At 73.8% G+C, this 21378-nt stretch carries 19 protein-coding genes; 10 read left to right on the top strand and 9 right to left on the bottom strand.

Annotated elements, in window-relative coordinates; translation table 11 throughout:
• Positions 1–10: 10 nt before the first annotated feature.
• Positions 11–580 (bottom strand): CGNR zinc finger domain-containing protein, encoded by a 570-nt coding sequence (locus LEL83_RS11170; RefSeq protein ID WP_225558862.1) that lies wholly within the window; start codon positions 578–580, stop codon positions 11–13.
• Positions 581–653: 73 nt separating this feature from the next.
• On the opposite strand from LEL83_RS11170, the gene LEL83_RS11165 reads away from it, so the two are divergent.
• Positions 654–1577: an EamA family transporter gene (locus LEL83_RS11165; protein WP_225558861.1), complete on the top strand. Its 924-nt coding sequence runs from the start codon at positions 654–656 to the stop codon at positions 1575–1577.
• On the opposite strand, the gene LEL83_RS16255 is transcribed toward LEL83_RS11165, so the two are convergent.
• The gene (locus LEL83_RS16255; RefSeq protein ID WP_225558860.1) at positions 1569–2948 is read right to left on the bottom strand and encodes an O-antigen ligase family protein; all 1380 of its coding nucleotides are present in this window, start codon (positions 2946–2948) and stop codon (positions 1569–1571) included. The two genes, LEL83_RS11165 and LEL83_RS16255, sit on opposite strands and share 9 nt — an antisense overlap.
• 67 nt (positions 2949–3015) lie before the next feature.
• On the opposite strand from LEL83_RS16255, the gene manA reads away from it, so the two are divergent.
• The 5 genes from manA to LEL83_RS11135 all read left to right on the top strand — a co-directional run bounded on the left by manA (position 3016) and on the right by LEL83_RS11135 (position 10253).
• Entirely contained in the window at positions 3016–4224 is a 1209-nt protein-coding gene (gene manA, locus LEL83_RS11155) for a mannose-6-phosphate isomerase, class I (protein ID WP_225558859.1), read from the top strand.
• A gap of 63 nt (positions 4225–4287) precedes the next feature.
• Positions 4288–5250 (top strand): UDP-glucose 4-epimerase GalE, encoded by a 963-nt coding sequence (galE, locus tag LEL83_RS11150; RefSeq protein WP_225558858.1) that lies wholly within the window; start codon positions 4288–4290, stop codon positions 5248–5250.
• Positions 5251–5439: 189 nt separating this feature from the next.
• Complete coding sequence (locus tag LEL83_RS16250) at positions 5440–5772, top strand: WhiB family transcriptional regulator (RefSeq protein WP_372454454.1); 333 nt, start codon at positions 5440–5442, stop codon at positions 5770–5772.
• 222 nt (positions 5773–5994) lie between these two features.
• The gene (locus LEL83_RS11140) at positions 5995–8847 is read left to right on the top strand and encodes a glycosyltransferase family 2 protein (protein ID WP_225558857.1); all 2853 of its coding nucleotides are present in this window, start codon (positions 5995–5997) and stop codon (positions 8845–8847) included.
• On the top strand, positions 8844–10253 hold the full coding sequence (locus tag LEL83_RS11135) for a DUF5719 family protein (RefSeq protein WP_225558856.1): 1410 nt from the start codon (positions 8844–8846) through the stop codon (positions 10251–10253). Before LEL83_RS11140 ends, LEL83_RS11135 begins: the two co-directional genes overlap by 4 nt.
• 49 nt (positions 10254–10302) lie before the next feature.
• On the opposite strand, the gene LEL83_RS11130 is transcribed toward LEL83_RS11135, so the two are convergent.
• Positions 10303–10743, bottom strand: a complete 441-nt coding sequence (locus LEL83_RS11130) for a metallopeptidase family protein (RefSeq protein ID WP_198656233.1) — start codon at positions 10741–10743, stop codon at positions 10303–10305.
• Positions 10744–10802: 59 nt separating this feature from the next.
• On the opposite strand from LEL83_RS11130, the gene LEL83_RS11125 reads away from it, so the two are divergent.
• Both LEL83_RS11125 and ahcY read left to right on the top strand, forming a co-directional pair.
• Complete coding sequence (locus tag LEL83_RS11125; protein WP_225558855.1) at positions 10803–11018, top strand: DUF3499 family protein; 216 nt, start codon at positions 10803–10805, stop codon at positions 11016–11018.
• Positions 11019–11123: 105 nt separating this feature from the next.
• Positions 11124–12602, top strand: coding sequence for an adenosylhomocysteinase (gene ahcY, locus LEL83_RS11120; RefSeq protein WP_225558854.1), 1479 nt, complete (start codon positions 11124–11126; stop codon positions 12600–12602).
• Positions 12603–12911: 309 nt separating this feature from the next.
• Here the strand turns inward: ahcY and LEL83_RS11115 are convergent, their stop codons facing one another.
• Complete coding sequence (locus tag LEL83_RS11115; protein ID WP_225558853.1) at positions 12912–13781, bottom strand: RDD family protein; 870 nt, start codon at positions 13779–13781, stop codon at positions 12912–12914.
• Between the two features lie 42 nt (positions 13782–13823).
• On the opposite strand from LEL83_RS11115, the gene LEL83_RS11110 reads away from it, so the two are divergent.
• Positions 13824–14822: a stage II sporulation protein M gene (locus LEL83_RS11110; protein ID WP_225558852.1), complete on the top strand. Its 999-nt coding sequence runs from the start codon at positions 13824–13826 to the stop codon at positions 14820–14822.
• 13 nt (positions 14823–14835) lie between these two features.
• On the opposite strand, the gene LEL83_RS11105 is transcribed toward LEL83_RS11110, so the two are convergent.
• Genes LEL83_RS11105 through LEL83_RS11085 form a run of 5 tightly spaced genes read right to left on the bottom strand, consistent with a single transcriptional unit; the run spans position 14836 to position 20345 of the window.
• Positions 14836–16188: a DUF58 domain-containing protein gene (locus tag LEL83_RS11105; RefSeq protein WP_225558851.1), complete on the bottom strand. Its 1353-nt coding sequence runs from the start codon at positions 16186–16188 to the stop codon at positions 14836–14838.
• Positions 16188–17195, bottom strand: coding sequence for an AAA family ATPase (locus LEL83_RS11100; RefSeq protein ID WP_225558874.1), 1008 nt, complete (start codon positions 17193–17195; stop codon positions 16188–16190). Before LEL83_RS11100 ends, LEL83_RS11105 begins: the two co-directional genes overlap by 1 nt.
• Before the next feature lie 5 nt (positions 17196–17200).
• Positions 17201–18424: a DUF4350 domain-containing protein gene (locus LEL83_RS11095; RefSeq protein ID WP_225558850.1), complete on the bottom strand. Its 1224-nt coding sequence runs from the start codon at positions 18422–18424 to the stop codon at positions 17201–17203.
• The gene (locus tag LEL83_RS11090; protein ID WP_225558849.1) at positions 18421–19062 is read right to left on the bottom strand and encodes a DUF4129 domain-containing protein; all 642 of its coding nucleotides are present in this window, start codon (positions 19060–19062) and stop codon (positions 18421–18423) included. Before LEL83_RS11090 ends, LEL83_RS11095 begins: the two co-directional genes overlap by 4 nt.
• Positions 19059–20345, bottom strand: coding sequence for a glycerophosphoryl diester phosphodiesterase membrane domain-containing protein (locus tag LEL83_RS11085; RefSeq protein WP_225558848.1), 1287 nt, complete (start codon positions 20343–20345; stop codon positions 19059–19061). The genes LEL83_RS11090 and LEL83_RS11085 overlap by 4 nt, the downstream gene beginning before the upstream one ends.
• Before the next feature lie 353 nt (positions 20346–20698).
• Here LEL83_RS11085 and mtrA point away from each other — a divergent pair, with 353 nt between their 5' ends.
• The gene (mtrA, locus tag LEL83_RS11080) at positions 20699–21373 is read left to right on the top strand and encodes an MtrAB system response regulator MtrA (protein ID WP_225558847.1); all 675 of its coding nucleotides are present in this window, start codon (positions 20699–20701) and stop codon (positions 21371–21373) included.
• Positions 21374–21378: the final 5 nt, after the last annotated feature.

Here is a 21378-nt window from a genome sequence, read left to right as displayed (position 1 = left end):
GAGGGCGCGCTCAGCCCTCCGTGCCAGCAGCCCGGGTCGCCTTCCTCGCCCGGTGCGCCGCCGTGTTCGTGCGGTTGCTGCAGCGCACACTGCAGAACCGTCTCGATCCGTTCTTCGAGAGGTCGACGAGTCGCCCGTCACAGTCGGTGGCAGCGCACTCCCGGAGCCGTCCGGTCCGTCCGGAGCGGACGACGTCCACCAGGGCCATCGCCGCTTCCACCGCGATGCGGTCCGCCAGCGCCGCGTCCTCGGGCGTCGCGTGGAGGTGCCAGTCCGTTCCGTCGTGCCGCGTCAGCCGCGGCCGCGCATCCCGTGTCGCGAGGACGTCGTTGACGAACGCCACCATCTCGTCCGGGGGGAGGGTCCAGGCCGACCGCAGGAGCGTGCGCACCGATCGGACGGCATCGAGTTCGGCGGCGTCCCCGTCGACCCGTCCGGAGAACCGGAACCGGTCGACGAACCCGGCGAGCTGGCCCGGGTCGGCGATCTCGTCACGACCTGAGGGCGACGCACCGGCGACGGTGTTCATCAGCGCGACGTCGAACGTGAGCGCCTCGTCCGTGTCAGGGGCAAAGAACATTCTGACTCCTTACGAATGCCGAGCGTACCGTCAGGAGCAACAGCTCGATCAACCCTGACGTGAGGTGCTCATCGTGACACGGACACCGCGGTCGACGGGGCTGCTCAGCGCCGTGGCGGCCGCTGTCGCCTTCGGGTTGTCCGGCCCGTTCGTCGAACCGCTCCTCGACTCCGGGTGGACGCCGGGCGCAGCGGTCGCCGTCCGGGCGGCCATCGGTGGGATCGTGCTCCTCCCGTTCGCGGTGTCCACGCAGCGGGGCCGGTACCGGGCGCTCTGGGCAGCGCGGTGGCGGGTCCTGGCGATGGCCGCCCTCGGGGTCGTCGGCACGCAGCTGTGCTACTTCTCGGCGATCGAGCACATCCCGGTGAGCACCGCGATCCTGATCGAGTACACGGCCCCGGTCCTCCTCGTGCTCACCGGTTGGGTGCTCCGGCGTCGCCGCCCGGCGGCGGTCGTGCTGATCGGCGCCGGCACGTCGATCGCCGGGCTCCTGCTCGTGGTGTCACCGAGCGGGCAGGCGCTCGATCCCCTCGGCGTGCTCCTGGCTGCCGGGGCGACGGTCTGCCTCGCCGTCTACTTCGTCGTCTCGGCCGGCACGCCGGGCGACGTCTCGAGCGTGGCGTTCGCGGCCGCGAGCCTGCTCGTCGGCGCCGCACTCCTCGGCGTCCTCGGCGTGCTCGGGATCGTCGAGCTCTCCGCTGCCGTGACGCCGGTCGAGGTCCTCGGCCGGCAGGTGCCCTGGTGGCTGCCGACGCTCGTCATCGGACTCGTCGCGACCGCGTTCGCGTACGCCACGAGCATCGTCGCGTCCCGGCTCCTCGGGAGTCGTCTCGCCTCGTTCGCCGGTCTGCTCGAGGTCGTCGCAGCAGCGGTGTCGGCCTGGATCCTCCTCGGCCAGACGCTGGCGGCGCTGCAGCTGACCGGGGGACTGCTCGTCCTCGTCGGCATCGCCTTCGTCCGTGCCGAGCGGGTCAGCGGGAGCGGCGCCTCAGCGTGAGCCGGCCCAGCGGAACGCACGCGCCGCGGGCGGCGTCCGGGGGCCGTCACCGGCAGAGACGGGCTCCTCGCCGGTCAGCACGATGCGGGTCTTGATCGCGAACAGGGCGAACAGCACCCAGTTGCCCTGGTAGAGCAACCGCGACTCGGCCACGGACTGCACCAGCAGGGCGACGACGACGAGCAGCGGCAGGAGCGACACCGGGTCGAACGTGCGCGGGCGGAGCGCCGCGTCGTACCCGATGCGGGTGGCGCAGGCCCACGACCGCGAGAGCGTGGTGACGACGTAGACGGCGAAGAGCACCAGGCCGACGATGCCGGTCTGCATCCAGACGTCCAGGTAGGCGTCGTGCGCCTGCAGGTAGACGACGCCCTTGCGGTGGGCGAGGTCGGCGAGGGTCGGGATGCCGGGCCACCAGTAGCCGATCCAGCCCCACCCGACCACGGGGTGCTGGTCGATCAGTCCGAGCACCTTCGCCCAGATCTCGCCCCGACCGGTGGCGTCGGAGCCCTTGCCGAGCAGCTCGGACACCGGGCCGCGCAGCAGCACGCCGGCGACGGCCACCACGGCGGCACCGGCGGCGACCAGCAGGTAGCGCGGCGTGCGGCGCTCGGTGGGCACCCGGCGGATCGCGACGGCGGCCAGGGCGACGAGGACGACCACCAGAGCGGCGGCGAGGACCGTGGATGAACGGGTCAGGACGAGCCCGAGCCCGGCGACGACGAGCCAGCCGATCGCCTGGTTCCGACGCAACCGGCCCTCGGCGAACTGCACCGCCACGACGATCGCGACCAGCAGGGCCACCATCGCGAGCAGGTTCGCGTTGCCCGGCAGCCCCTGGATCCGGCCGCCGGTGAAGAGCTCGGCGCGTGAGAAGTAGAACGCGTCGGGGATGTCGGCATCGCCGTAGTCGGTCCAGATCGGCGCGATCGGGTGCCGCACGACCACCGCGACGACGGCCTCGAACAGGAGCGAGAGCAGCAGGACCCAGCGCAGCGCCAGGCTCAGTGCGTCCGCGATCCGGCGCCACGTCAGGGTCGAGGCGATGGCGAAGGCCACCGCGGCACAGACCACCTGCACGAACAGGCTCGGAAGCGTCGCGAACCGCCAGTGCGACCAGATCAGCGTGACGAGGCACCAGCCCAGGAACGCCCACAGCGCCCACGGGGTGCGCACGAGCGGCGGCTTCGCCCGGACCAGCACGGTGACGCCCCACACGGCGACCGCCGCCCACAGGACCCCGGCGCCGACCCAGGTCAGGGTGTTCGGCACGGCGTCGCCCGCGAACAGCACGAACAGGGTGGTCGCCCCGAAGGCGAACGCCTCGCGCTCCGGTACGGTCCCGCGTGCCAGCGGCCAGGTGTTCGTCACGACGCCAGGCTACCGGCCGGTCGCGGTCAGCAGGAGTCCCGTCGGCAGCGCCGGTAGGCTCTCGCCCATGTTCCTCGGCATCACGAACACCCCCCGCGACTACGCATGGGGCTCGGTCACGGCGATCCCGGAGCTCCTCGGTCGCACCGTCACCGGCGCCCCGCAGGCCGAGCTCTGGCTCGGCGCGCACGCCGGCAGCCCCAGCGTGGTCGTCAACCCGGCCATGGTCGGCGGCGCGGACACGCTGCGCGACTGGATCGCCGACGAGCCGGAGACCGCGCTCGGCGTCGACCGCACCGGGCTGCCCTTCCTGCTCAAGGTGCTCGCGGCGGCGGCCCCGCTCTCGCTGCAGGCGCACCCGACGCCGGAGCAGGCGGAGGAGGGGTACGAGCGCGAGGAGCGTGCTGGCGTCGCGATCGACGACCCCGCCCGGAACTACAAGGACCCGTTCCCCAAGCCAGAGCTCGTCGTCGCGCTGAGCGACCGGTTCGAGGCACTGAGCGGCTTCCGTCCGGTCGAGGAGACCCTGGCCGAGGTCCGTGCCCTCGACGCCGGCACCGGTCGGCTCGGGCCGCTCGAGGTGCACCTGCTGCACGGACTCGAGGACACCGTCCGGTGGCTCGAGACGGCCGACGAGTCGGCGCTCGCCGTGGTGCAGGCGGCCGGCGACCTCGCTGCCGCGACGGACGAGGACCACCTCACCCCGAACACCCGCACCGTGCGTGACCTGGCCGCCAGCTGGCCGGGGGACCCCGGGATCGTCGTCTCCCTGCTCATGCACCGCGTCACGCTGTCCGCCGGTCAGGCCATGTACCTGCCCGCCGGGAACATCCACGCCTACCTCGACGGCCTGGGCATCGAGCTGATGGCCCCGTCGGACAACGTGCTCCGCGGCGGGTTGACGCCGAAGCACGTCGACGTGCCGGAGCTGCTGCGGGTGCTCGACTTCACCGCGTACCCGGCGCCGGTGCTCGAGCCGGAGCACGTCGGCCCCGGCGTCGACCGGTTCGCGCCGCAGGGCGTCGGCTTCGCGCTGCTGCGGGTCAGCGGCGACGGTCGTCCGGCGGGGCTGAGCACGGGCGGGGTCGCTCCGCTGTCGGGGCCGTCCATCGCGATCTGCACCGAGGGCGTCGTCACGCTCGTCGGGGCGCGGTCGGCGACGCTGCTGCGCAGGGGTGAGTCCTGCTTCATCACCCCCGACGAGGGCGACGTCACCGTCGAGGCGGACTCGTCCGACGGCGTCACCTCCACCGTCTTCATCGCCACCGGGGCCTAGCCGACCCGGACCGGTCCGGGCCCCGCCACCGGGGCGTCGTCGTCGTCCGCTAGCGTGGCGACCATGAGTTGGCTGGTCACCGGCGGTGCCGGGTACATCGGGTCCCACGTCGTCCGCGCGCTGCGTGCGGCGGGCATCGACACGGTCGCGTTCGACGACCTCTCGAGCGGCTTCCGGGCCTTCGTGCCCGACGACGTGCCGTTCGTCGAGGGCACGATCCTCGACGGCGAGCTCCTCGCGCGCACCTTCAGCGAGCACGACGTCACGGGCGTGGTGCACGTGGCCGGGTACAAGTACGCCGGCGTCTCGGTGGACCGTCCGTTGCACACCTACGAGCAGAACGTCACCGGCACGGCGACCCTGCTCCGTGCGATGGCGGACGCCGGCGTGACGAAGGTCGTGTTCTCGTCCAGTGCCGCCGTGTACGGCACCCCGGACGTCGAGACGGTGGTCGAGTCGACGCCGAAGAACCCCGAGTCGCCCTACGGCGAGTCGAAGCTCATCGGCGAGTGGCTGCTGCGCGACATGGAGGTCGCTGCGGGCTTCACGACGACGTCGCTGCGGTACTTCAACGTCGTCGGCTCGGGGGAGCCGGACCTGTACGACGCCAGCCCGCACAACCTGTTCCCCCTGGTGTTCGACGCGTTGCTCGCCGGCCGCACCCCGCGGATCAACGGCGACGACTACGCGACCCCCGACGGCACCTGCGTGCGCGACTACGTGCACGTGGCCGACCTCGCCCACTCGCACGCCGTGGCGGCCCGCAAGCTCGAGGCGGGGGAGCCGCTCGACCGCGCCTACAACCTGGGCAGCGGCGACGGCGTGAGCGTCCGGCAGATCATGGACGCCATGGCGGCCGGCACCGGCATCGCCTTCGAGCCGGAGGTCGCACCCCGCCGACCCGGCGACCCGGCGCGCATCGTCGCCACCGGCGAGGCGGCCGGACGCGACCTCGAGTGGGCCATGCGGCACACCCTGGACGAGATGGTCTCGAGCGCCTGGGAGGCGCGGCGCCGCGCCTCCTGAGCCGGCAGGACGGGGCTTGCTGTCCCCCGGAAGGTCGACCGACGCAGTGCGACACGCCCAAACGGGGGACATGACACGCCGAAGCGGTCAGTGCCTTCTATGATCCGCGACTTGACTCCAGCGAATGACACCGCTGTAATTACAGGCAACGACGGCAATCCGTCGTGGTTCGTCATCGAGACGTCAGGGGTGATCAGGGTGAACGGTTCCGACTTCCGCGCCGGAGTTCCGGAGGACTGGCACGTCGACCCCGTGGCGCTCGGCGTCCCGGGTGTCCGGCGACCGGAGTCCGACGACGAGGAGAACCCGCTCGCGTGGCAGGTCGACTCGCTCTGCGCGCAGACCGACCCGGAGGCGTTCTTCCCCGAGAAGGGCGGCTCGACGCGCGAGGCGAAGAAGATCTGCACGTCCTGCGAGGTCCGTGCGCAGTGCCTCGAGTACGCGCTCGAGAACGACGAGCGCTTCGGCATCTGGGGCGGGCTGTCGGAGCGCGAGCGCCGGAAGCTGCGGAAGCGGGCGTAGCTGCGCCCACGGCGCGCCAGCGCCGTGCAGCTGCGCCCCTGAGGAGCCTGCGACGAAGGCGCCGGAACCCGGCCACCTCGTTCTGAGGAGCCTGCGACGAGGACGCCGGGGCCAGCCGTCCAGCGCTCTTCCTGCACCTCGCGGTGAGCGCACCCCGAGGTTCACGGCGCGCCGCCCTGCGCAGCCGACCCCGGGCCTCCAGACCGTAGAGTGACGCCCGTCATGCAGCCCAGCGTCTCCCAGCCCCGCGTCACCACGATCCTCGTCGCCGCGAACGGGGCCGACCACCTCGACCGGACCCTGGACGCGCTCGCCGCGCAGACGCGCCACCCCGAGAACCTCGTGGTCGTCGACGTCGGCTCGACCGACGGGTCGACCGCCGAGCTGTCGTTCGGCGGGTCCGCCCGGCTCGTCCGGCTGCCGGCCGGTGTCGCGTTCGGTGACGCCGTGCGCCAGGGGGAGCGCGCCGCCCCGCCGGCCGCCACCGACGAGCCCGTCGACGAGTGGCTCTGGGTGCTCGGACACGACAATGCGCCGGCACCGACCGCGCTCGCCGACCTGCTGTCCGCCGTCGAGATCGCACCGTCGGTCGTCGTCGCGGGGCCGAAGCTCGTCGCCGACGACGACCCCTCGCGCATCCGTGCCTTCGGTGAGAGCACGACCCGCTTCGGCCGGTCCGTCGTGCTCGTGCAGGACGAGCTCGACCAGGGACAGCACGACCGCAACACCGACGTGCTCGCCGTCAGCGCCGGCGGCATGCTCGTGCGCCGCTCGGTCTGGAACGAGCTCCGCGGGTTCGACCCGGCACTGCCGGACGTCGACGCCGCACTCGACTTCTGCACCCGGGTCCGGCTCGCCGGGCACCGGGTCGCCCTCGTGCCGGAGGCACGGGTCACCAGCGCCGGACCCATCGAGGAGTTCGGGCGCAAGCGCGTGTCCGAGGCCCGGCGCGTCCGCATCCACCGGCAGGCGCAGCTGCACCGGCGGATGGTCTACGCACCCGTCGGCCTGCTGTGGTTGCACTGGTTGACCCTCGTGCCGTTCGCGGTCGGTCGTGCCCTCGGGCACCTGGTCGCGAAGCACCCCGCTGCGGTCGTGCCCGAGCTGGCGGCCGCGTTCGCCGTCGCCTTCGGCGGGGGCACGGGCCGGGCGCGGAAGAACCTGGCGCGGACCCAGAAACTTGGGTGGGCGGCCATCGAACCCCTGCGGGTGAGCTGGCGACGCCTGCACGAGCACCGCACCACCACGCGCGACGCCGAACTCGCCCGGGTCGAGGACGCCCCGATCGCGCGGGCGTCGTTCCTGGGCGACGGCGGGATCTGGGTGGTCCTGGCCGCCGCGGTCCTGAGCGTCGTGACCCTCTACCCGCTGCTCGGCTCGCCGGCGTTGACGGGCGGCGGTCTCCTGCCGCTCAGCGCCACACCCGGCCAGCTCTGGCAGAACGTCGGCTACGGCTGGCACTCGCTCGGCACCGGCTTCACCGGTCCGTCCGACCCGTTCGCGGCCGTCCTCGCGGTGCTCGGCTCGATCGTCTTCTGGTCGCCGTCGACCGCGGTCGTGCTCGTGATGCTCGTGGCGTTCCCGCTGTCCGCCCTCGGTGCCTGGTTCGCGGTCCGCAAGGTCACGACGCGCACCTGGGTGCCGGTCATCGGTGCGGCGCTCTACGCCATCGCCCCCTCGCTCGTCGGGGCGGTCACGACGGGCCACCTCGGTGCCGTGATCGCGCACGTGGTCCTGCCGTGGCTGTTCCTCGCCGTCCTCGAGGCGCACCGCTCGTGGGCCTGGGCGTCCGGCGCCTCGTTGCTCTTCGCCGTCGTCGCGGCCTCGGCGCCGTCGCTGCTGCCGGTCCTGCTGGTCTGCTGGCTCGTGGCGCTGCTGGTCGGCTGGCGGCGCGCGCACCGTCGGGTCTTCATCCCGGTGCCCACCGTCGTGCTCTTCCTGCCGCTGGTGCTCGCGCAGGCGGCCAGGGGCAACCTGCTCGCCGTCTTCGCCGACCCCGGTGTGCCGTCGGCGACCCGTGCGCCGTCCGCGCTGCAGCTGGCGATCGGTCAGCCCCTGCCCGACTGGAGCGGTTGGCTGCCCGTCACCAGTGGCCTGGCGATCGCCGCGGTGGTGCTGCCGGTCGTCATGGCCGTGCTCGCGCTGCCGGTGGCGGCCGCCGCCATCGGCGCGATGCTCGGCCACCGCTGGGCCGTCGCGGGTGCCGCGCTCGTGGTGGCACTCCTCGGGTTCGCGACCGCGTTCGCGGCGACGCACGTGACGGTGACGGGCGTCGGCTCGACGACCACGATCGTGTGGCCGGGCAGCGGGCTCTCGGTGTACTGGCTCGCCCTGGTCGTGGCCGCCTGCATCGGGATCGACGTGCTGCCGAAGGCCGCGCCGGTGGCGGGTCTCGCCGCGACGGTGCTCACGGGGGTCGCCGTCGCGCCGGCCTTCGCCGCGTTCTACCTCGGCAACGCCACGATCGAGCCGACCACCGGCCGCGTGCTGAGCGCCTACGTGAACGCCGAGGCGCAGGCGAACCCCGACGTGGGCACGCTCGTCGTGGTGCCGCAGGACGACGGCTCGCTCGCGGTCACGCTCGAGCGCGGGCAGGGCTCGACGCTCGACGACCAGTCGACCCTCGACGCGACGGCTCTGCGTCTGAGCGAGTCCGGGGCGCGACTGACCACGCTTGCCGGCAACCTCGCGAGCCGCAGCGGGTACGACCCGCGTCCGGCGCTCGCGGAGCTCGGCGTGAGCTTCGTGCTCATCGACGACGCCGGCGACGACCCCGAGGCCCGCGCGGTGCACGACCGTGCCGCCGGGGCGATCGGGCAGGACGCGCGGTTCACGGCCATCGGCGAGACCGCGACCGGCCAGCTGTTCCACTACGACGGCGAGGTCGACCGCGTGCGCACCGGCTCGGCCGCCACCCAGGCCACGCACGTGCTGTACCTGGTCGTGCTCGGCGTGGTGTTCGGGGCCGCGGCCCTGCTCGCCGTGCCGACCGCGCCCCGCCGACGCCGCGCCACCTCGAACGTCATCGAGGCCGAGGAGCCCGCCACCACCTTCGACGAGGAGCGAGACGAATGAGCCCCACCCCCGCCTCCGTCCGTCGGTGGGTCGTCCGCGGGACCGCCACCGCGGTCGCCGTGGTCGTCGCCGCGGGCGCCGTCACCGCCGCACACGCCTTCGGCACGGAGTCCGACCCCGGCCGGCCGGCCGGACGCACCGTGACGCCGGTGCCCGCCGCCGCCGAGCGCGTCTGTGCCGGCAGCGCCCTGCGGCTGTCCGACGACGCCGGCAACGACGCCACGACCGCGAGCACGGTCGGTTCGGCCACGATCGCGACGGCGACGACGGGCTCGACGGTCGACCGCTCGGCGCTCGATCCGTCGACCACCGGCGGGAGCGACCCTCGTCTGCTCACGGCCCCGGCGGGCGAGACCACCCCGCAGGTCGCCGGCAGCAGCTACCAGAGCGTCTCCAGCGGCGACCTGGTCGGCGCCGGAGCAGCGTCGTGCGACGACCCGAGCCGGTCCACCTGGCTCGTCGGCGGCTCCACGGAGACCGGACGCACCAGCCTCGTGACGCTGTCGAACCCGACCGAGGTGAACGCCACCGTCGACCTGACGATCCACGACGGCAGCGGGACCGTCAGCGCACCGGGCACGACCGGCATCGTCGTCGCGCCGAACACGCAGAAGGTCGTGCCGCTGTCCGGCTTCGTCTCGGACGCTGCATCGACCGTCGTGCACGTGACGTCGTCCGGCGGGCAGATCGTCGCGCACATGCAGGAGACCGTCGTCCGCACGCTCACGCCGGGCGGGTACGACATCGTCTCCGGCGGTGCCGCGCCCTCGCGAGTGCAGGTGATCCCGGGGGTCGTGCTCGCCGACACCCAGGCGGCGCAGCGCGGCGACGACACCGCCGACGCCGCGCCCATCGTCCGGCTGTTCGTACCGGGCGACAAGTCGGCTCGGGTGACGCTCGGCATCAGCACGGCCGACGGCGGTGGCTCGACCGTCAACGCGACCGCGGAGCCCGGGGTCGTGACGGACGTCGCGCTCGACGACTTCCCGGACGGCCGGTACTCTTTCACCGTGACCTCGACCGAGCCCGTCGTCGCTGGCGCCCGCACCACGACGCCGACCGACGGCAACGGCGACGGCACCGACCTGGGCTGGTTCGCGTCCGCCGAGCCGCTCGGTGACCGCGCGATCACCGCGATCGCACCCGGCGACGGCGTCCGACTGAACTTCGTGAACCCCACGCGCGAGGACCGCTCGGTGACGGTGCGCTCCGGCGATGAGCGACGCACGCTCGCGATCGCGTCCGGCGCAACGGTCACGCTGCCGGTGCAGACGGCGAAGCAGCTGACGCTCACGGGGACCGACGGGATCGTCGCCGGTGTCACGTACCGCGGACCCGATGGCATCGCCGGCTTCCCGGTCCGCCCCGAGACCGATGTCTCCACCCCGGTCCGCATCTACCCCTGAGCGGCCTGGCCCCCGACCGCGGCGGTCTCGTGACGAGACCGGCCGCGCGTCACCAGTGGCGGTAGCGGTCCGGTGCGAGGTCCCACGGGTCCTTGCCGATCAGCTCGCCGACGGCGCGGAACACCGCGGTCTCGACGACGATCCGACGGTCCGTGTCGTCCTTCTCCGGGCTGCGGGTCACCCGTTCGACCGGGATGCGGAAGACGGTGACCCGGCGGGCGTCGCGGTCGATGCGCCAGCGCGGCAGTTCGTCCGGCAGGGTGGCGTCACTCGGCATGTCCGCCACCTGGAACACCACGCCGGCGAGTTCGTCCGGCCAGAGCCCGAGCAGGTAGTGGGCGCTGTCACCGACGAGCCGGTCGAAGGCCTCGGCGCGGGTGACGACCGGCGCGAGCTCCGGGCCGGTGACGCTCGAGCGTCCGCCGCGTCCGTGTCGCGAGCGCCCGCGTCCGCGGTCGACCGGGGTGACGAGGCGGGGCTTGCGACGCATCCCCACATCGTACGCGCGGACGGGCGTCGGTCGGACGCTCCGCTAGGCTCCCTGTCGACATGGACGTGCGGATCTGCAGCAAGGTGGCGTGTGCCAACAGCGCTTCGTCGACCCTGACGTACGACTACGCCGACTCCATGGTCGTGGTCGGGCCGCTGTCCACCCGCGTCGAGCCGCACGGGTACGACCTGTGCGCCCGGCACGCGGCGGCCCTGCGCGTGCCGCGCGGTTGGCAGGTGGTGCGGCGCGAGCCGCTGCCGCGCGACGTCGACTGACGCCTCGCCTCCGCGACGTGGTCGCGGTGGTCGGACGGGAGGCCCGGGGAGCGTCACCGACGTCGGCTGGTGACCCGCGCCTCCCGGCATGGAACACTGGTGCGCATGTCGACCGAAGCCCAGACCGCCGCCCCGTACCGCGTCGCCGACCTCACCCTGGCCGAGGCGGGCCGCCACCAGATCCGTCTCGCCGAGAACGAGATGCCGGGCCTGATGGCCCTGCGCGACGAGTTCGCCGCGGCGCAGCCGTTGGCGGGCGCGCGCATCGCCGGCTCCCTGCACATGACGGTGCAGACCGCGGTGCTCATCGAGACGCTCGTCGCGCTCGGTGCGCAGGTGCGCTGGGCGAGCTGCAACATCTTCTCGACGCAGGACGAGGCCGCCGCCGCCGTCGCGGTCGGCCCGACCGGCAACCCGGACGCCCCCGCCGGTGTCCCGGTGTTCGCGTGGAAGGGTGAGACGCTCGAGGAGTACTGGTGGTGCACCAACCGGATCTTCGACTGGAGCGACGAGGCCGCCGCGGCCGGTGCCGACTGGACCGGACCGAACCTGATCCTCGACGACGGCGGGGACGCCACGATGCTCGTGCACACCGGTGCCGACGCCGAGGCCGCCGGGGCAGCGCCCGTCGCCGCAGCCGACGCCAGCGCCGAGTGGCGGATCGTGCTCGACACCGTCGCGCGGTCGCTCGAGACCTCGTCGGACCGCTGGACCCGCATCGCGGCCGACATCCAAGGTGTCACCGAGGAGACCACCACGGGCGTGCACCGCCTGTACGAGCTGTTCCGGAACGGCGAGCTGAAGTTCCCGGCGATCAACGTCAACGACTCGGTGACGAAGTCGAAGTTCGACAACAAGTACGGCATCCGGCACTCGCTGCCCGACGGCCTGAACCGTGCCACCGACGTGCTCATCGGCGGCAAGGTCGCGTTCGTCGTGGGCTACGGCGACGTCGGCAAGGGGGCGGCCGAGGCGCTCCGCGGGCAGGGCGCCCGCGTGATCGTCAGCGAGGTCGACCCGATCTGCGCGCTGCAGGCCGCGATGGACGGCTACCAGGTCGCACGCCTGGCCGACGTCGTCGGCGAGGTCGACATGGTCATCACCTGCACGGGCAACCTCGGCGTCGTCGGCGTCGACGAGATGCTCGGCCTGAAGCACCTGGCGATCGTCGCGAACGTCGGCCACTTCGACAACGAGATCGACATGGCCGGACTCGAGGCGCTGCCCGGTGTCGAGAAGGTCGAGATCAAGCCGCAGGTGCACGAGTGGCGCCTGCCGACCGGGCGCTCGATAATGGTGCTGTCCGAGGGTCGGCTCATGAACCTCGGCAACGCGACCGGGCACCCGTCGTTCGTGATGAGCAACTCGTTCACGAACCAGGTGCTCGCGCAGATCGAGCTGCACACCCGGCGCGACGAGTACCCGACCGGGGTCTACGTGCTGCCGAAGCACCTGGACGAGAAGGTCGCACGGCTGCACCTCGACGCGCTCGGCGTGCAGTTGACGGCGCTGCGCCCGGAGCAGGCGGCGTACATCGGCGTGCCGGTCGAGGGCCCCTTCAAGCCGGACCACTACCGGTACTGAGCGGGCGGGGCGGCGGCGGGCGGCGGCGTTGTCGTTCGCACAACCGAAGTGACCCGGAACCGCGCGATCGCGTGGCACCGGGTCACTTCGGTTGTGCGGACCCTTTCCGAACCGGCCCGCCGCCGGCAGGCGGCTGGCGGACGCCTGCGGCTGGCCGGCGCGTGAGCCGCGCCCCGGTGCGGTCATCGCGCCCCGGAGAGTCGGGGCGCGACGACCGTCAGGGGGCGCGAACCGCGCACGCCCGCGCCGCTCTCCGCGCGCGCCGCCGCGCGCCGCGCCGCGCTCGCGCCGTGCGCCACGCGCGCCCGCTCAGCGCGGGAAGCCCGGCGGCCGTGCCCCGGCCGTCGCCCCGGCCCGGGACAGCAGCGCCGCCCGGGCTCCCAGCGCCCGCTCGTCCCGTCGGCGCCGCAGCACGACGACCCCGGCCAGGAACACCTCCGGCGGCACGGGCGGCACCGGGTGGGCGAACGCCGACACCTCGGCCGCCAGCGACTGCGCCGCAGCCTCGCGCAGTTCGGGCCGCATCAGCGCGGCCCCGCGGAAGAACGCACCGAGCCGGTTCTCCAGTCGCTGCGGCAGCGACGAGACGTCCGCGACGCCCGCCCACGCCTCCAGCTCCGGCGGCAGCCGTACCTCGGGGTCGCGCTGCTTCGGCAGGCGCTCGTGCTGCACGACGGTGCCCGCGAGCAGGTCGCCGAGACGCCGCGGTCGGCTGCCGAACAGCGCGACGAGCAGGGCGACCGAGCCGAAGGTCATCCAGAGCTCGAACAGCCCCACGAGCGCCCGGGTGAACGCGTGCCGGAACCCGATCGCGCCGCCGTCGAGCCGGACGACCCGGGTGCCGGTGGCGAAGCGTCCGACGCTCCGCCCCCTGGTCACCGTCTCGACCGCCGCGGGGACCAGCACGAGCGAGACGACGAGCAGGACGATGTTCAGCGCCGCTCCCCAGGCCGGCTCGATGCCCTCGGGCCAGAGGCGCGAGACACCGAAGAACGCCAGGACGAACAGGACGAGGACGCAGAGCCCGTCCAGGAGGGCCGCGGCGAGCCGCAGCACGAGCCCGGCGGGCTGGACGTCGAGCGCCACGCCCTCGCCCACGACCAGCTCGTCGGCGGTCTCCTCCAGGTCACGTGAGAACCGGGCGTCGGCGAGGTCACGCGGCGTGCGGGGCTTCGGCATGGGATCATTCTGTCGGACATCGCGCGACCTGAGGGGGAACACGTGGACCTGGATGCCTACGCCGAGGTGCACGGCGACCGGTGGCGGGAGCTCGACCGCCTGGCACGTGCCCGTCACGCGTCCGGTGCCGACGTCGACCGGCTCGTCGCCGGCTACCAGGAGGCCGCGACGGACCTCGCGCGCATCCGGGGCGCCGCACCGCGCACCGCGACCGGGGACCGGCTCTCGCTCACGCTCTTCCGGGCCCGCCTGCGCTTCACCGGCACCCCCGTCGACCCGCTGACCGCGGTCGCCCTGTTCTTCACCCGACAGCTGCCCGCGGCGCTCTACCGGATCCGGTGGGTGACCATCTGGGTCGCCCTCGCCACGGTGGCGATCGGCGCGATCGTCGCCGTGTGGATCACGACGACCCCCGGCGCGACGGCGACGTTCGGGACGCAGGAGGCCCTGCGGCAGTACGCCACGCAGGACTTCGTCGACTACTACTCGGACCGCGGTCTCGGGGCGTTCACGGCGCAGGTCTGGACGAACAACGCCTACATCGCCGCGACGATGGTCGCCTTCGGCATCACCGGTGTCTTCGTGCCGTTCTCGATCATGCAGAACGCCGTCAGCCTCGGGGTGTCCGCCGCGATCATGCACTCGCAGGGGCGCCTGGCCGACTTCTTCCTCTACATCTCGCCGCACGGGCAGCTCGAGCTGTACTCGGTGTTCCTCGCCGGTGGCGCAGGCCTCATGATCTTCTGGTCGTGGGTGGCACCCGGCCCCGGCCGCACCCGTGCGCAGGCCCTCGCCGAGGACGGTCGCGCCCTCATCAGCATCGCGATCGGGCTCACCCTGACGCTGCTGCTGTCCGGCATCGTCGAGGGCGTCGTGACCCGCCAGGACTGGCCGTGGCCGATCAAGATCGGCATCGGCACGGTCGCCCTGGTCGCGGTGCTCGCCTACCAGTGGGTGCTCGGCGGTCGTGCCTACCGGGCGGGGGAGCGCGGCGACCTCGAGGAGTTCGAACGCGGCTCCACCGCCCTGGTCGCCGGCTAGCGACCGGTCGGCGTCAGAGTCGGCCGCTGGCCTTCGCCCGGATGTAGGCGTCGGCGACGAGCGGGGGGACGTCGGCAGGGGTCCCGCGGACGACCTCGGCGCCGGAGCGCCGTGCGACGTCGGCCGCGCCGTCCGCGTCGAGCAGCGTGCGTTCGGCGGCCGCCCGCCGGTACACGTCACGCTCTGCGCCGGTGGGGAGGCCCGGCACCCGTCCGCCCCGCGACGTGCGGATCGCCGTGGTCGCGTCCACCCCGCCGCGCGCCATCCGCTGCACGGCCGGGTCCTCGACGCTCGTCACGACGACGGCGTGCCGCCGCGCCAGCCGGGGGAGCACGGCGAGCAGGTCGCCCGACGCACCGACCGAGTCGAGGCTCGACGCGAGCACGACCAGGGCGCGCGACGTCGTGATCGAATCGACGAGCGCCGGGACCGTCGCCCAGTCGGTCGCCGCGAGCCCCGGTTCGGCCATCGCCAGCGCCTCGCCGAAGCGCTGCACGACGTCGGCGCGGGTGGCTCCGTGCACGCGGTCGTGCGCGGTGTCGTCGAGAACCACCAGGTCGACCCGGTCGCCCGCGGCCGCCGCGAGGGCGCCGAGGAGCAGCGCCGACTCGATGAACGTGTCCAGGCGCGGCTCGTCACCGACCCGGCCCGCACCGGCGCGCCCGGCGTCCACCACGACGACGACCCGTCGGTCGCGTTCCGGTCGCCACGTGCGGACGACCAGGTCCTGTCGCCGGGCTGTCGCCCGCCAGTCGATCGAGCGCACGTCGTCGCCGCGCACGTAGTCACGCAGCGAGTCGAACTCCGTGCCGTGGCCGCGCAGCTGCAGGGTCGTCTCGCCGTCGAGTTCGCGCAGCCGTGCGAGCCGTGAGGGCAGGTGCCGACGGGAGCGGAACGGCGGCGTCACGACGAGTTCGCCGGGTGCCGCGACCACGCGCTGGCGTGCGGCGAGGCCGAGGGGACCGAACGACCGGACGGCGACCCCGGTGGTGCGGCGGCGACCGCGGCGGAACGGGGTGAAGCGCATCCGGGCCGTGCGGCGCTCACCTCCGGGGACCTGCATGCGGAGGCGACGGGGGCGGTGGCCCGCCGAGGGCTCCCACATGTCGCGCACCACACCGCGCACCGTGCGGGACCCGTCGTTCGCGAGCACGAGGGTGCCGTCCGCGGTGCTGTCGCGTCGTGCGAGCCGCGGCATCCGACGCTCCACCCGGACCTGTCGCAGGTCGGCGGCGAGCAGGACGTCGAGCGTCGCCGCGAGCAGCACCACGCCGACCCACGCGAGCCCGGCCCACGCGCTGGCGAGCAGCACGGTGGGCACGATCGCGACGGCGAGGAGCGCGACGAACCGGCCGGAGACCGCCACTAGATCGGCACCCGCACCTGCTCGAGCACCTGCTGGAGCAGGCCGTCGGCACCGACGCCCTCGAGCTCGGCGTCCGCGGCGACCCGCAGACGGTGCCGCCAGACCGGCAGCGCCATCGCCTGCACGTGGTCCGGGGTGATCGCGTCGTAGCCGGTGAGCCAGGCCCAGGCCTTGGCCGCCGCGAGCAGGGCCGTCGCGCCACGGGGACTGACCCCGACGCGCACGGACGGCGCTTCGCGGGTGGCACGGGCCAGGTCGACGATGTAGGCGAGCACGTCGTCGCGCGCCCCGACGGCACGGACGGCCCGCTGCGCGCGGACGACCTCGTCGACGCCGACCACCGGCGTGATGCCGGCCGATCGCACGTCACGCGGCACGAACCCGTCGGCGTGACGTCGGAGCACCTGCCACTCGACGTCGCGCGGCGGGACGTCGAGCGTCAGCTTCATGAGGAACCGGTCGAGCTGCGCCTCGGGCAGCGTGTACGTGCCCTCGAACTCGATCGGGTTCATGGTCGCGGCGACGAAGAAGGGGTCGGGCAGCGGACGGGCGTCACCGTCGACGCTGACCTGCCGTTCCTCCATAGCCTCGAGGAGCGCCGACTGGGTCTTCGGGGGCGTGCGGTTCACCTCGTCGGCCAGCAGCACGTTCGTGAAGACGGGGCCCTCGCGGAACGGGAACGTGCCGGTGGACGCGTCGTAGACGAGCGAGCCGGTCACGTCGCCGGGCATCAGGTCGGGGGTGAACTGGATGCGCTTCGTGTCGAGCGACATCGACGCCGCGAGGCTTCGGACGAGCAGGGTCTTCGCGACGCCGGGCACCCCCTCGAGCAGCACGTGGCCCTGCGCGAGGAGCCCGACGATCATGCCGGAGACCGCGCCCTCCTGGCCGACGACGGCCTTGGCGACCTCGGAGCGGACCCGGCCGAACGCGTCGCGCAGGTCGCTGCGGTCGGGGCCCGCGGGGTCGTGCTCCGTCGCGGCGTGCTCGGGGGAGGCAGGGGGCATGTCGGTCACGGTCGTGCTCCTGGTCGGTCGGTGTACGGGGTGGTCCGGTGGCCGGAGGTGGCGCGCCGGACAGCGCGTTCGAGGTCGTCGAGTGCTGCGGCGCCGTCGACGAGCGCGCGGTCGTCGTCGGTGGTCCCGCCGACGAGCACGGCGCCGACGCGGGTGTGCGGGATGCCGGTGGCCTGCGCAGCCGACCGCACGACCTCGTCGACGTGTGCCGATCGTGGCAGGCCGAGCAGCCGGCCGATGCGCCGGACGGCGGCGACGCGCAACGTGTCCAGCGCGTGGGTGCGGTCGCGGGTGCGGGCGTACATCCGGGCGCGACCCTCGGTGGTCTCGGCGGCGCGGACGACGACGGGCAACTGTTCGACGACGAGCGGGCCGAGGCGCCGGCCCCGCCACACGCCGGCCGCCACGGCGACGAGCGCGAGCAGGGCGAGCGCACCCGGGACCCAGGGCGGCGCGAGCTCGCCGAGGGTCGGGGCGGCATCGGGGGTGCCGACGGCGGGGGTGTACCAGGTCAGTCGGTCGTCGTCGCCGAGCAGGCCGAGGGCGAGTGCCGCGTTGCCCGCGGTCCGGATCGTGTCGTTGCGCAGTGCCGAGGTGGTGCCGAGCAGGGTGACGTCGCCGCCCGGGGTCGTGGTGCGCACGAGCCCCCACACCGTGGCCCCGCCGCTCCCGGTCGGCGCACACCGCTCGGCCTCGGGGTCCTGCACGGTGTAGCCCCACCCGCCGGTCGACACCCGCTCCGCGGAGGCCGCCGCCGGGATCCCGCACGAGGCGGTCGACACGGTGTCGTCGCCGTCGACGGGCACGGCCGGGTCGACGTCGAGTCCGAGCGCCTCGAGGCCGGCGCCGCCCGACGACACGACGACCACGTGCCGGGCCGTGCGGCCGATGCGTTCCGCGACGGTGGCGTCGAGCACGCCGTCGGAGTCGTCGACGAACACCGTGCCACCGTCGATCCCGTCGGCGGTGTCCGTCACGGAGACCGCGGTGCCGCGCTGCTCGAGCACCCGTACCAGGGCGGCCGAACCGCTCGCCGTCGTCGAGGTCGGGTCGAGCGGGCGCGGGGCCGCCGGGTCGGTGCCCTGGACGACCGCGGTCAGCGCGGCGAGGACGATGCCGACCAGCACGATGGCGACCCAGAACCCGACGCGCAGCCGGCGGCCCTCCCGAGCGGTGGACGCCGGGGCAGCGACCGCCCGGCTCGCGGTGTCGGCCGTCACGCCGGGACCGCCGGGCGGTCAGCACGGGCGGGGCGGGCCTGTCGGACGGCGCGCTCGGTGTCGAGCACGCGGCGGGCCGCGGCCTCGTCGGCGTCGGCACCGAGGTACCGCACGCCGTCGAAGGTCGTGGCGGCGTCGCCGAGGGCCTCCGCCGAAGCGGGGAACGGCACCGCGCCGCGGATCGCGATCGTGCGGGCGGTGGCACCGGGCACGTCGGGCACGAGGTCGCGTTCGCCGAGACCCCGGGCGACGGCACGGAAGCCGTCGAGCACCGCCGCCGACCAGTCGGCACGCCGGACCGCGGCCTGCGCGGACTCGAGCAGCTCACTGGCCGACCGCAGGTCGTCGGCGTCGAAGACCCCGCCGGTGTCGCCGTCCCCGGTCCGCGCCCGGCGGCGGGGGAGTCCGCGGGCGACGACGACGAGCACGACGACCGCGACGAGCACGACGATCGCGATCACCAGGGCCGTGCGGGCCGCAGCGGGGGAGTCGAGACCGTCGGCGCGGAGCGACCCGAGCCAGTCGAGGAAGCCCCGCGAGGCACGGTCCCACCACGTCGGCTCCGCACCGTCGTACGCGGAGCGGTCGAGCTCGCGTTCGAGCAGGCGGCGCGCCTCGTCCGGGTCGACCGCGGTCACGCGGTGCCGTCCGGCGGTGCCTGCCCGGAACCCTGCTGCCACGGCTGCTGCTGACCGGGCTGGCCGCTCTGGCCGTTCCAGGGCTGCTGCGGCTGGCCGGGTCGACCGTTCCACGGCTGCTGCTGGCCGGGCTGCCCGTACCACGGCTGCTGCTGCGGCTGGCCCGGCTGCCCGTTCCACGACTGCTGGCCGCCCTGACCGTTCCACTGCTGCTGCGGCCACTGCTGCTGCGCCTGCCACTGCTGCCCGCCCCACGGCTGCTGCGGCCACGGCGGGCGCGCGACCGGCTCGGACGGTGCGAACGGGTCGGTCGGCCGCCCCGAGTCCAGGTGCGACGCGATCCGCTGGTCGAGGGCCTCGGTCCGGATCCGCCGGTCGATCGTCAGGAACGTCACGACGGACGCGCTCAGGACGTCCGTGATGCACTGCACCGCGATCGCGAGCAGACTGCCGACCACGACCGCGACGACCGCTCCGGCCCCCGCTCCGGACGCGGAGTCCGTCTGCCCGAGCGGGTCGAACGTGCCGGCGACGAACACCGATCCGACGGTCAGCGGGATCGACGCGATGGACGCCGCGAACCCGAACATCACCTGCACGAGCAGCAGGATGCCGAAGGTCCGCCAGAAGGCCCCGCGGGTCAGGCGCCACGACTGGGCGGCAGCGGCGAAGACCGGTCGGCCCTCGAGCGCGATCGTCGGGACGGTGAACACGAAGCGCGTACTGAGCCACACGACCACGACGACCAGGCCGAGCACGAACAGCACGAGCGCCAGCACGAACCAGCCGGTCCCGGAGTCGGCCGCACCCATCGCGGCGAACACCCCGAAGAACACGAGTCCCGCGACGATGGCGATGACGACGCCGGCGCCGACCTGCACGAGCATCCACGCCACGACGGACCACCGGCGACCGGCGAGCAGCGCCCACAGCCCGCGGAACGTCGCCCGCCGGCCGAGCACCCGCTGCCCGGTGTCCGCGGCGACCGGCGCCACGAGGAACCCGCGACCGAGGTAGGCGAGGAACGGCAGTACGACCGAGATCAGCGCCGTGAGCGTCAGCGTGCCCGCGAGCACCGAGTCGGCACCGCTGCCGCCGTCGAGGGCGGAGAACATCCGCGACTGCAGCGCCCGCTGCCCGAACGTGCTGGCCAGCGTCGAGAGCAGGCCGAGCACGCCGCTGAGCAGCACGCTCCAGAGCAGCAGGACGCGGGCGTTGCGGCGGAAGACCGTGAACGCGCCGGCCAGCACGTCGCCGAGCCCGAGCGGGCGCAGGGGGATCACCGGACGCTGGCCGCGGGGCGGACGGCCCGGTCCCGACGGACCCGGCCCCGGGGCGGGCGGTGGCGGCACGGAGGAGCCGGACGGGCCTCCAGGCCGGGGTCCCGGTCCCTGCGTCGACCCGGAGCCGTACCCCGTGCGGGACCCGGACGCGGGTGGGGTCGACCCACCCTGCTGCCCGGCACCCGGTGTGTGCCAATCGGACATGACTCCAGCCCCCTCGTCGTGTCGGACCGTGCCAGCGGCGCGCGGTCCACCCCCATCCTGGCGGAAAACCTGGCCTGACGGTGCCTCGGCTATCGTGTGGGGACACGTGCCGCCCGGCACCCCGCACCGCCACCCGGAGTCCACACCACATGACACCGCGCATCCTCGTCGTCGACGACGACCAGGCCCTCGCCGAGATGATCGGCATCGTGCTCCGCTCCGAGGGGTACGAACCCGAGTTCAGCGCCGACGGCAACGACGCCGTCGACGCGTTCCACGCCACGAAGCCGGACCTCGTCCTGCTCGACGTCATGCTCCCGGGCATCGACGGCATCGAGGTGTGCAAGCGCATCCGCGCCGAGAGCGGCACGCCGATCATCATGCTCACCGCGAAGAGCGACACCGCCGACGTGGTGGCCGGGCTGGAGAACGGCGCCGACGACTACGTCGTGAAGCCGTTCAACCCGAAGGAGCTCGTCGCCCGCATCCGCACCCGGCTGCGTCCGAGCGCCACCGACTCCGGCGTGCTGCAGGTCGGCGACGTCACGGTCGACGTCGCCGGGCACGAGGTGCGGCGGGGCGACACCGTCATCGCGCTCACCCCGCTCGAGTTCGACCTGCTCCGCGCGCTCGCCGAGAAGCCGAACCAGGTGTTCACGCGCGAGATGCTGCTCGAACAGGTGTGGGGCTACCACTACAAGGCGGACACCCGTCTGGTGAACGTGCACGTGCAGCGGCTCCGCGCGAAGATCGAGCACGACCCCGACAACCCGAAGACCGTCACCACGGTCCGCGGCGTCGGGTACCGCGCCGGAGGAGCCTGAGCACC

It is taken from the genome of Curtobacterium oceanosedimentum (assembly GCF_020297365.1).
In the GTDB taxonomy this organism is placed as follows: Bacteria; Actinomycetota; Actinomycetes; order Actinomycetales; family Microbacteriaceae; genus Curtobacterium.
This window is presented reverse-complemented; position numbering and strand designations above follow the sequence as displayed.

What these genes read in the sequence shown, in the direction of transcription:
- LEL83_RS11170 (WP_225558862.1), bottom strand. Translation starts at nt 580, where the DNA reads ATGTTCTTTGCCCCTGACACGGACGAGGCGCTCACGTTCGACGTCGCG.
- manA (WP_225558859.1), top strand. Translation starts at nt 3,016, where the DNA reads ATGTTCCTCGGCATCACGAACACCCCCCGCGACTACGCATGGGGCTCG.
- galE (WP_225558858.1), top strand. Translation starts at nt 4,288, where the DNA reads ATGAGTTGGCTGGTCACCGGCGGTGCCGGGTACATCGGGTCCCACGTC.
- LEL83_RS11140 (WP_225558857.1), top strand. Translation starts at nt 5,995, where the DNA reads ATGCAGCCCAGCGTCTCCCAGCCCCGCGTCACCACGATCCTCGTCGCC.
- LEL83_RS11135 (WP_225558856.1), top strand. Translation starts at nt 8,844, where the DNA reads ATGAGCCCCACCCCCGCCTCCGTCCGTCGGTGGGTCGTCCGCGGGACC.
- LEL83_RS11130 (WP_198656233.1), bottom strand. Translation starts at nt 10,743, where the DNA reads ATGCGTCGCAAGCCCCGCCTCGTCACCCCGGTCGACCGCGGACGCGGG.
- LEL83_RS11125 (WP_225558855.1), top strand. Translation starts at nt 10,803, where the DNA reads ATGGACGTGCGGATCTGCAGCAAGGTGGCGTGTGCCAACAGCGCTTCG.
- ahcY (WP_225558854.1), top strand. Translation starts at nt 11,124, where the DNA reads ATGTCGACCGAAGCCCAGACCGCCGCCCCGTACCGCGTCGCCGACCTC.
- LEL83_RS11115 (WP_225558853.1), bottom strand. Translation starts at nt 13,781, where the DNA reads ATGCCGAAGCCCCGCACGCCGCGTGACCTCGCCGACGCCCGGTTCTCA.
- LEL83_RS11100 (WP_225558874.1), bottom strand. Translation starts at nt 17,195, where the DNA reads ATGCCCCCTGCCTCCCCCGAGCACGCCGCGACGGAGCACGACCCCGCG.
- mtrA (WP_225558847.1), top strand. Translation starts at nt 20,699, where the DNA reads ATGACACCGCGCATCCTCGTCGTCGACGACGACCAGGCCCTCGCCGAG.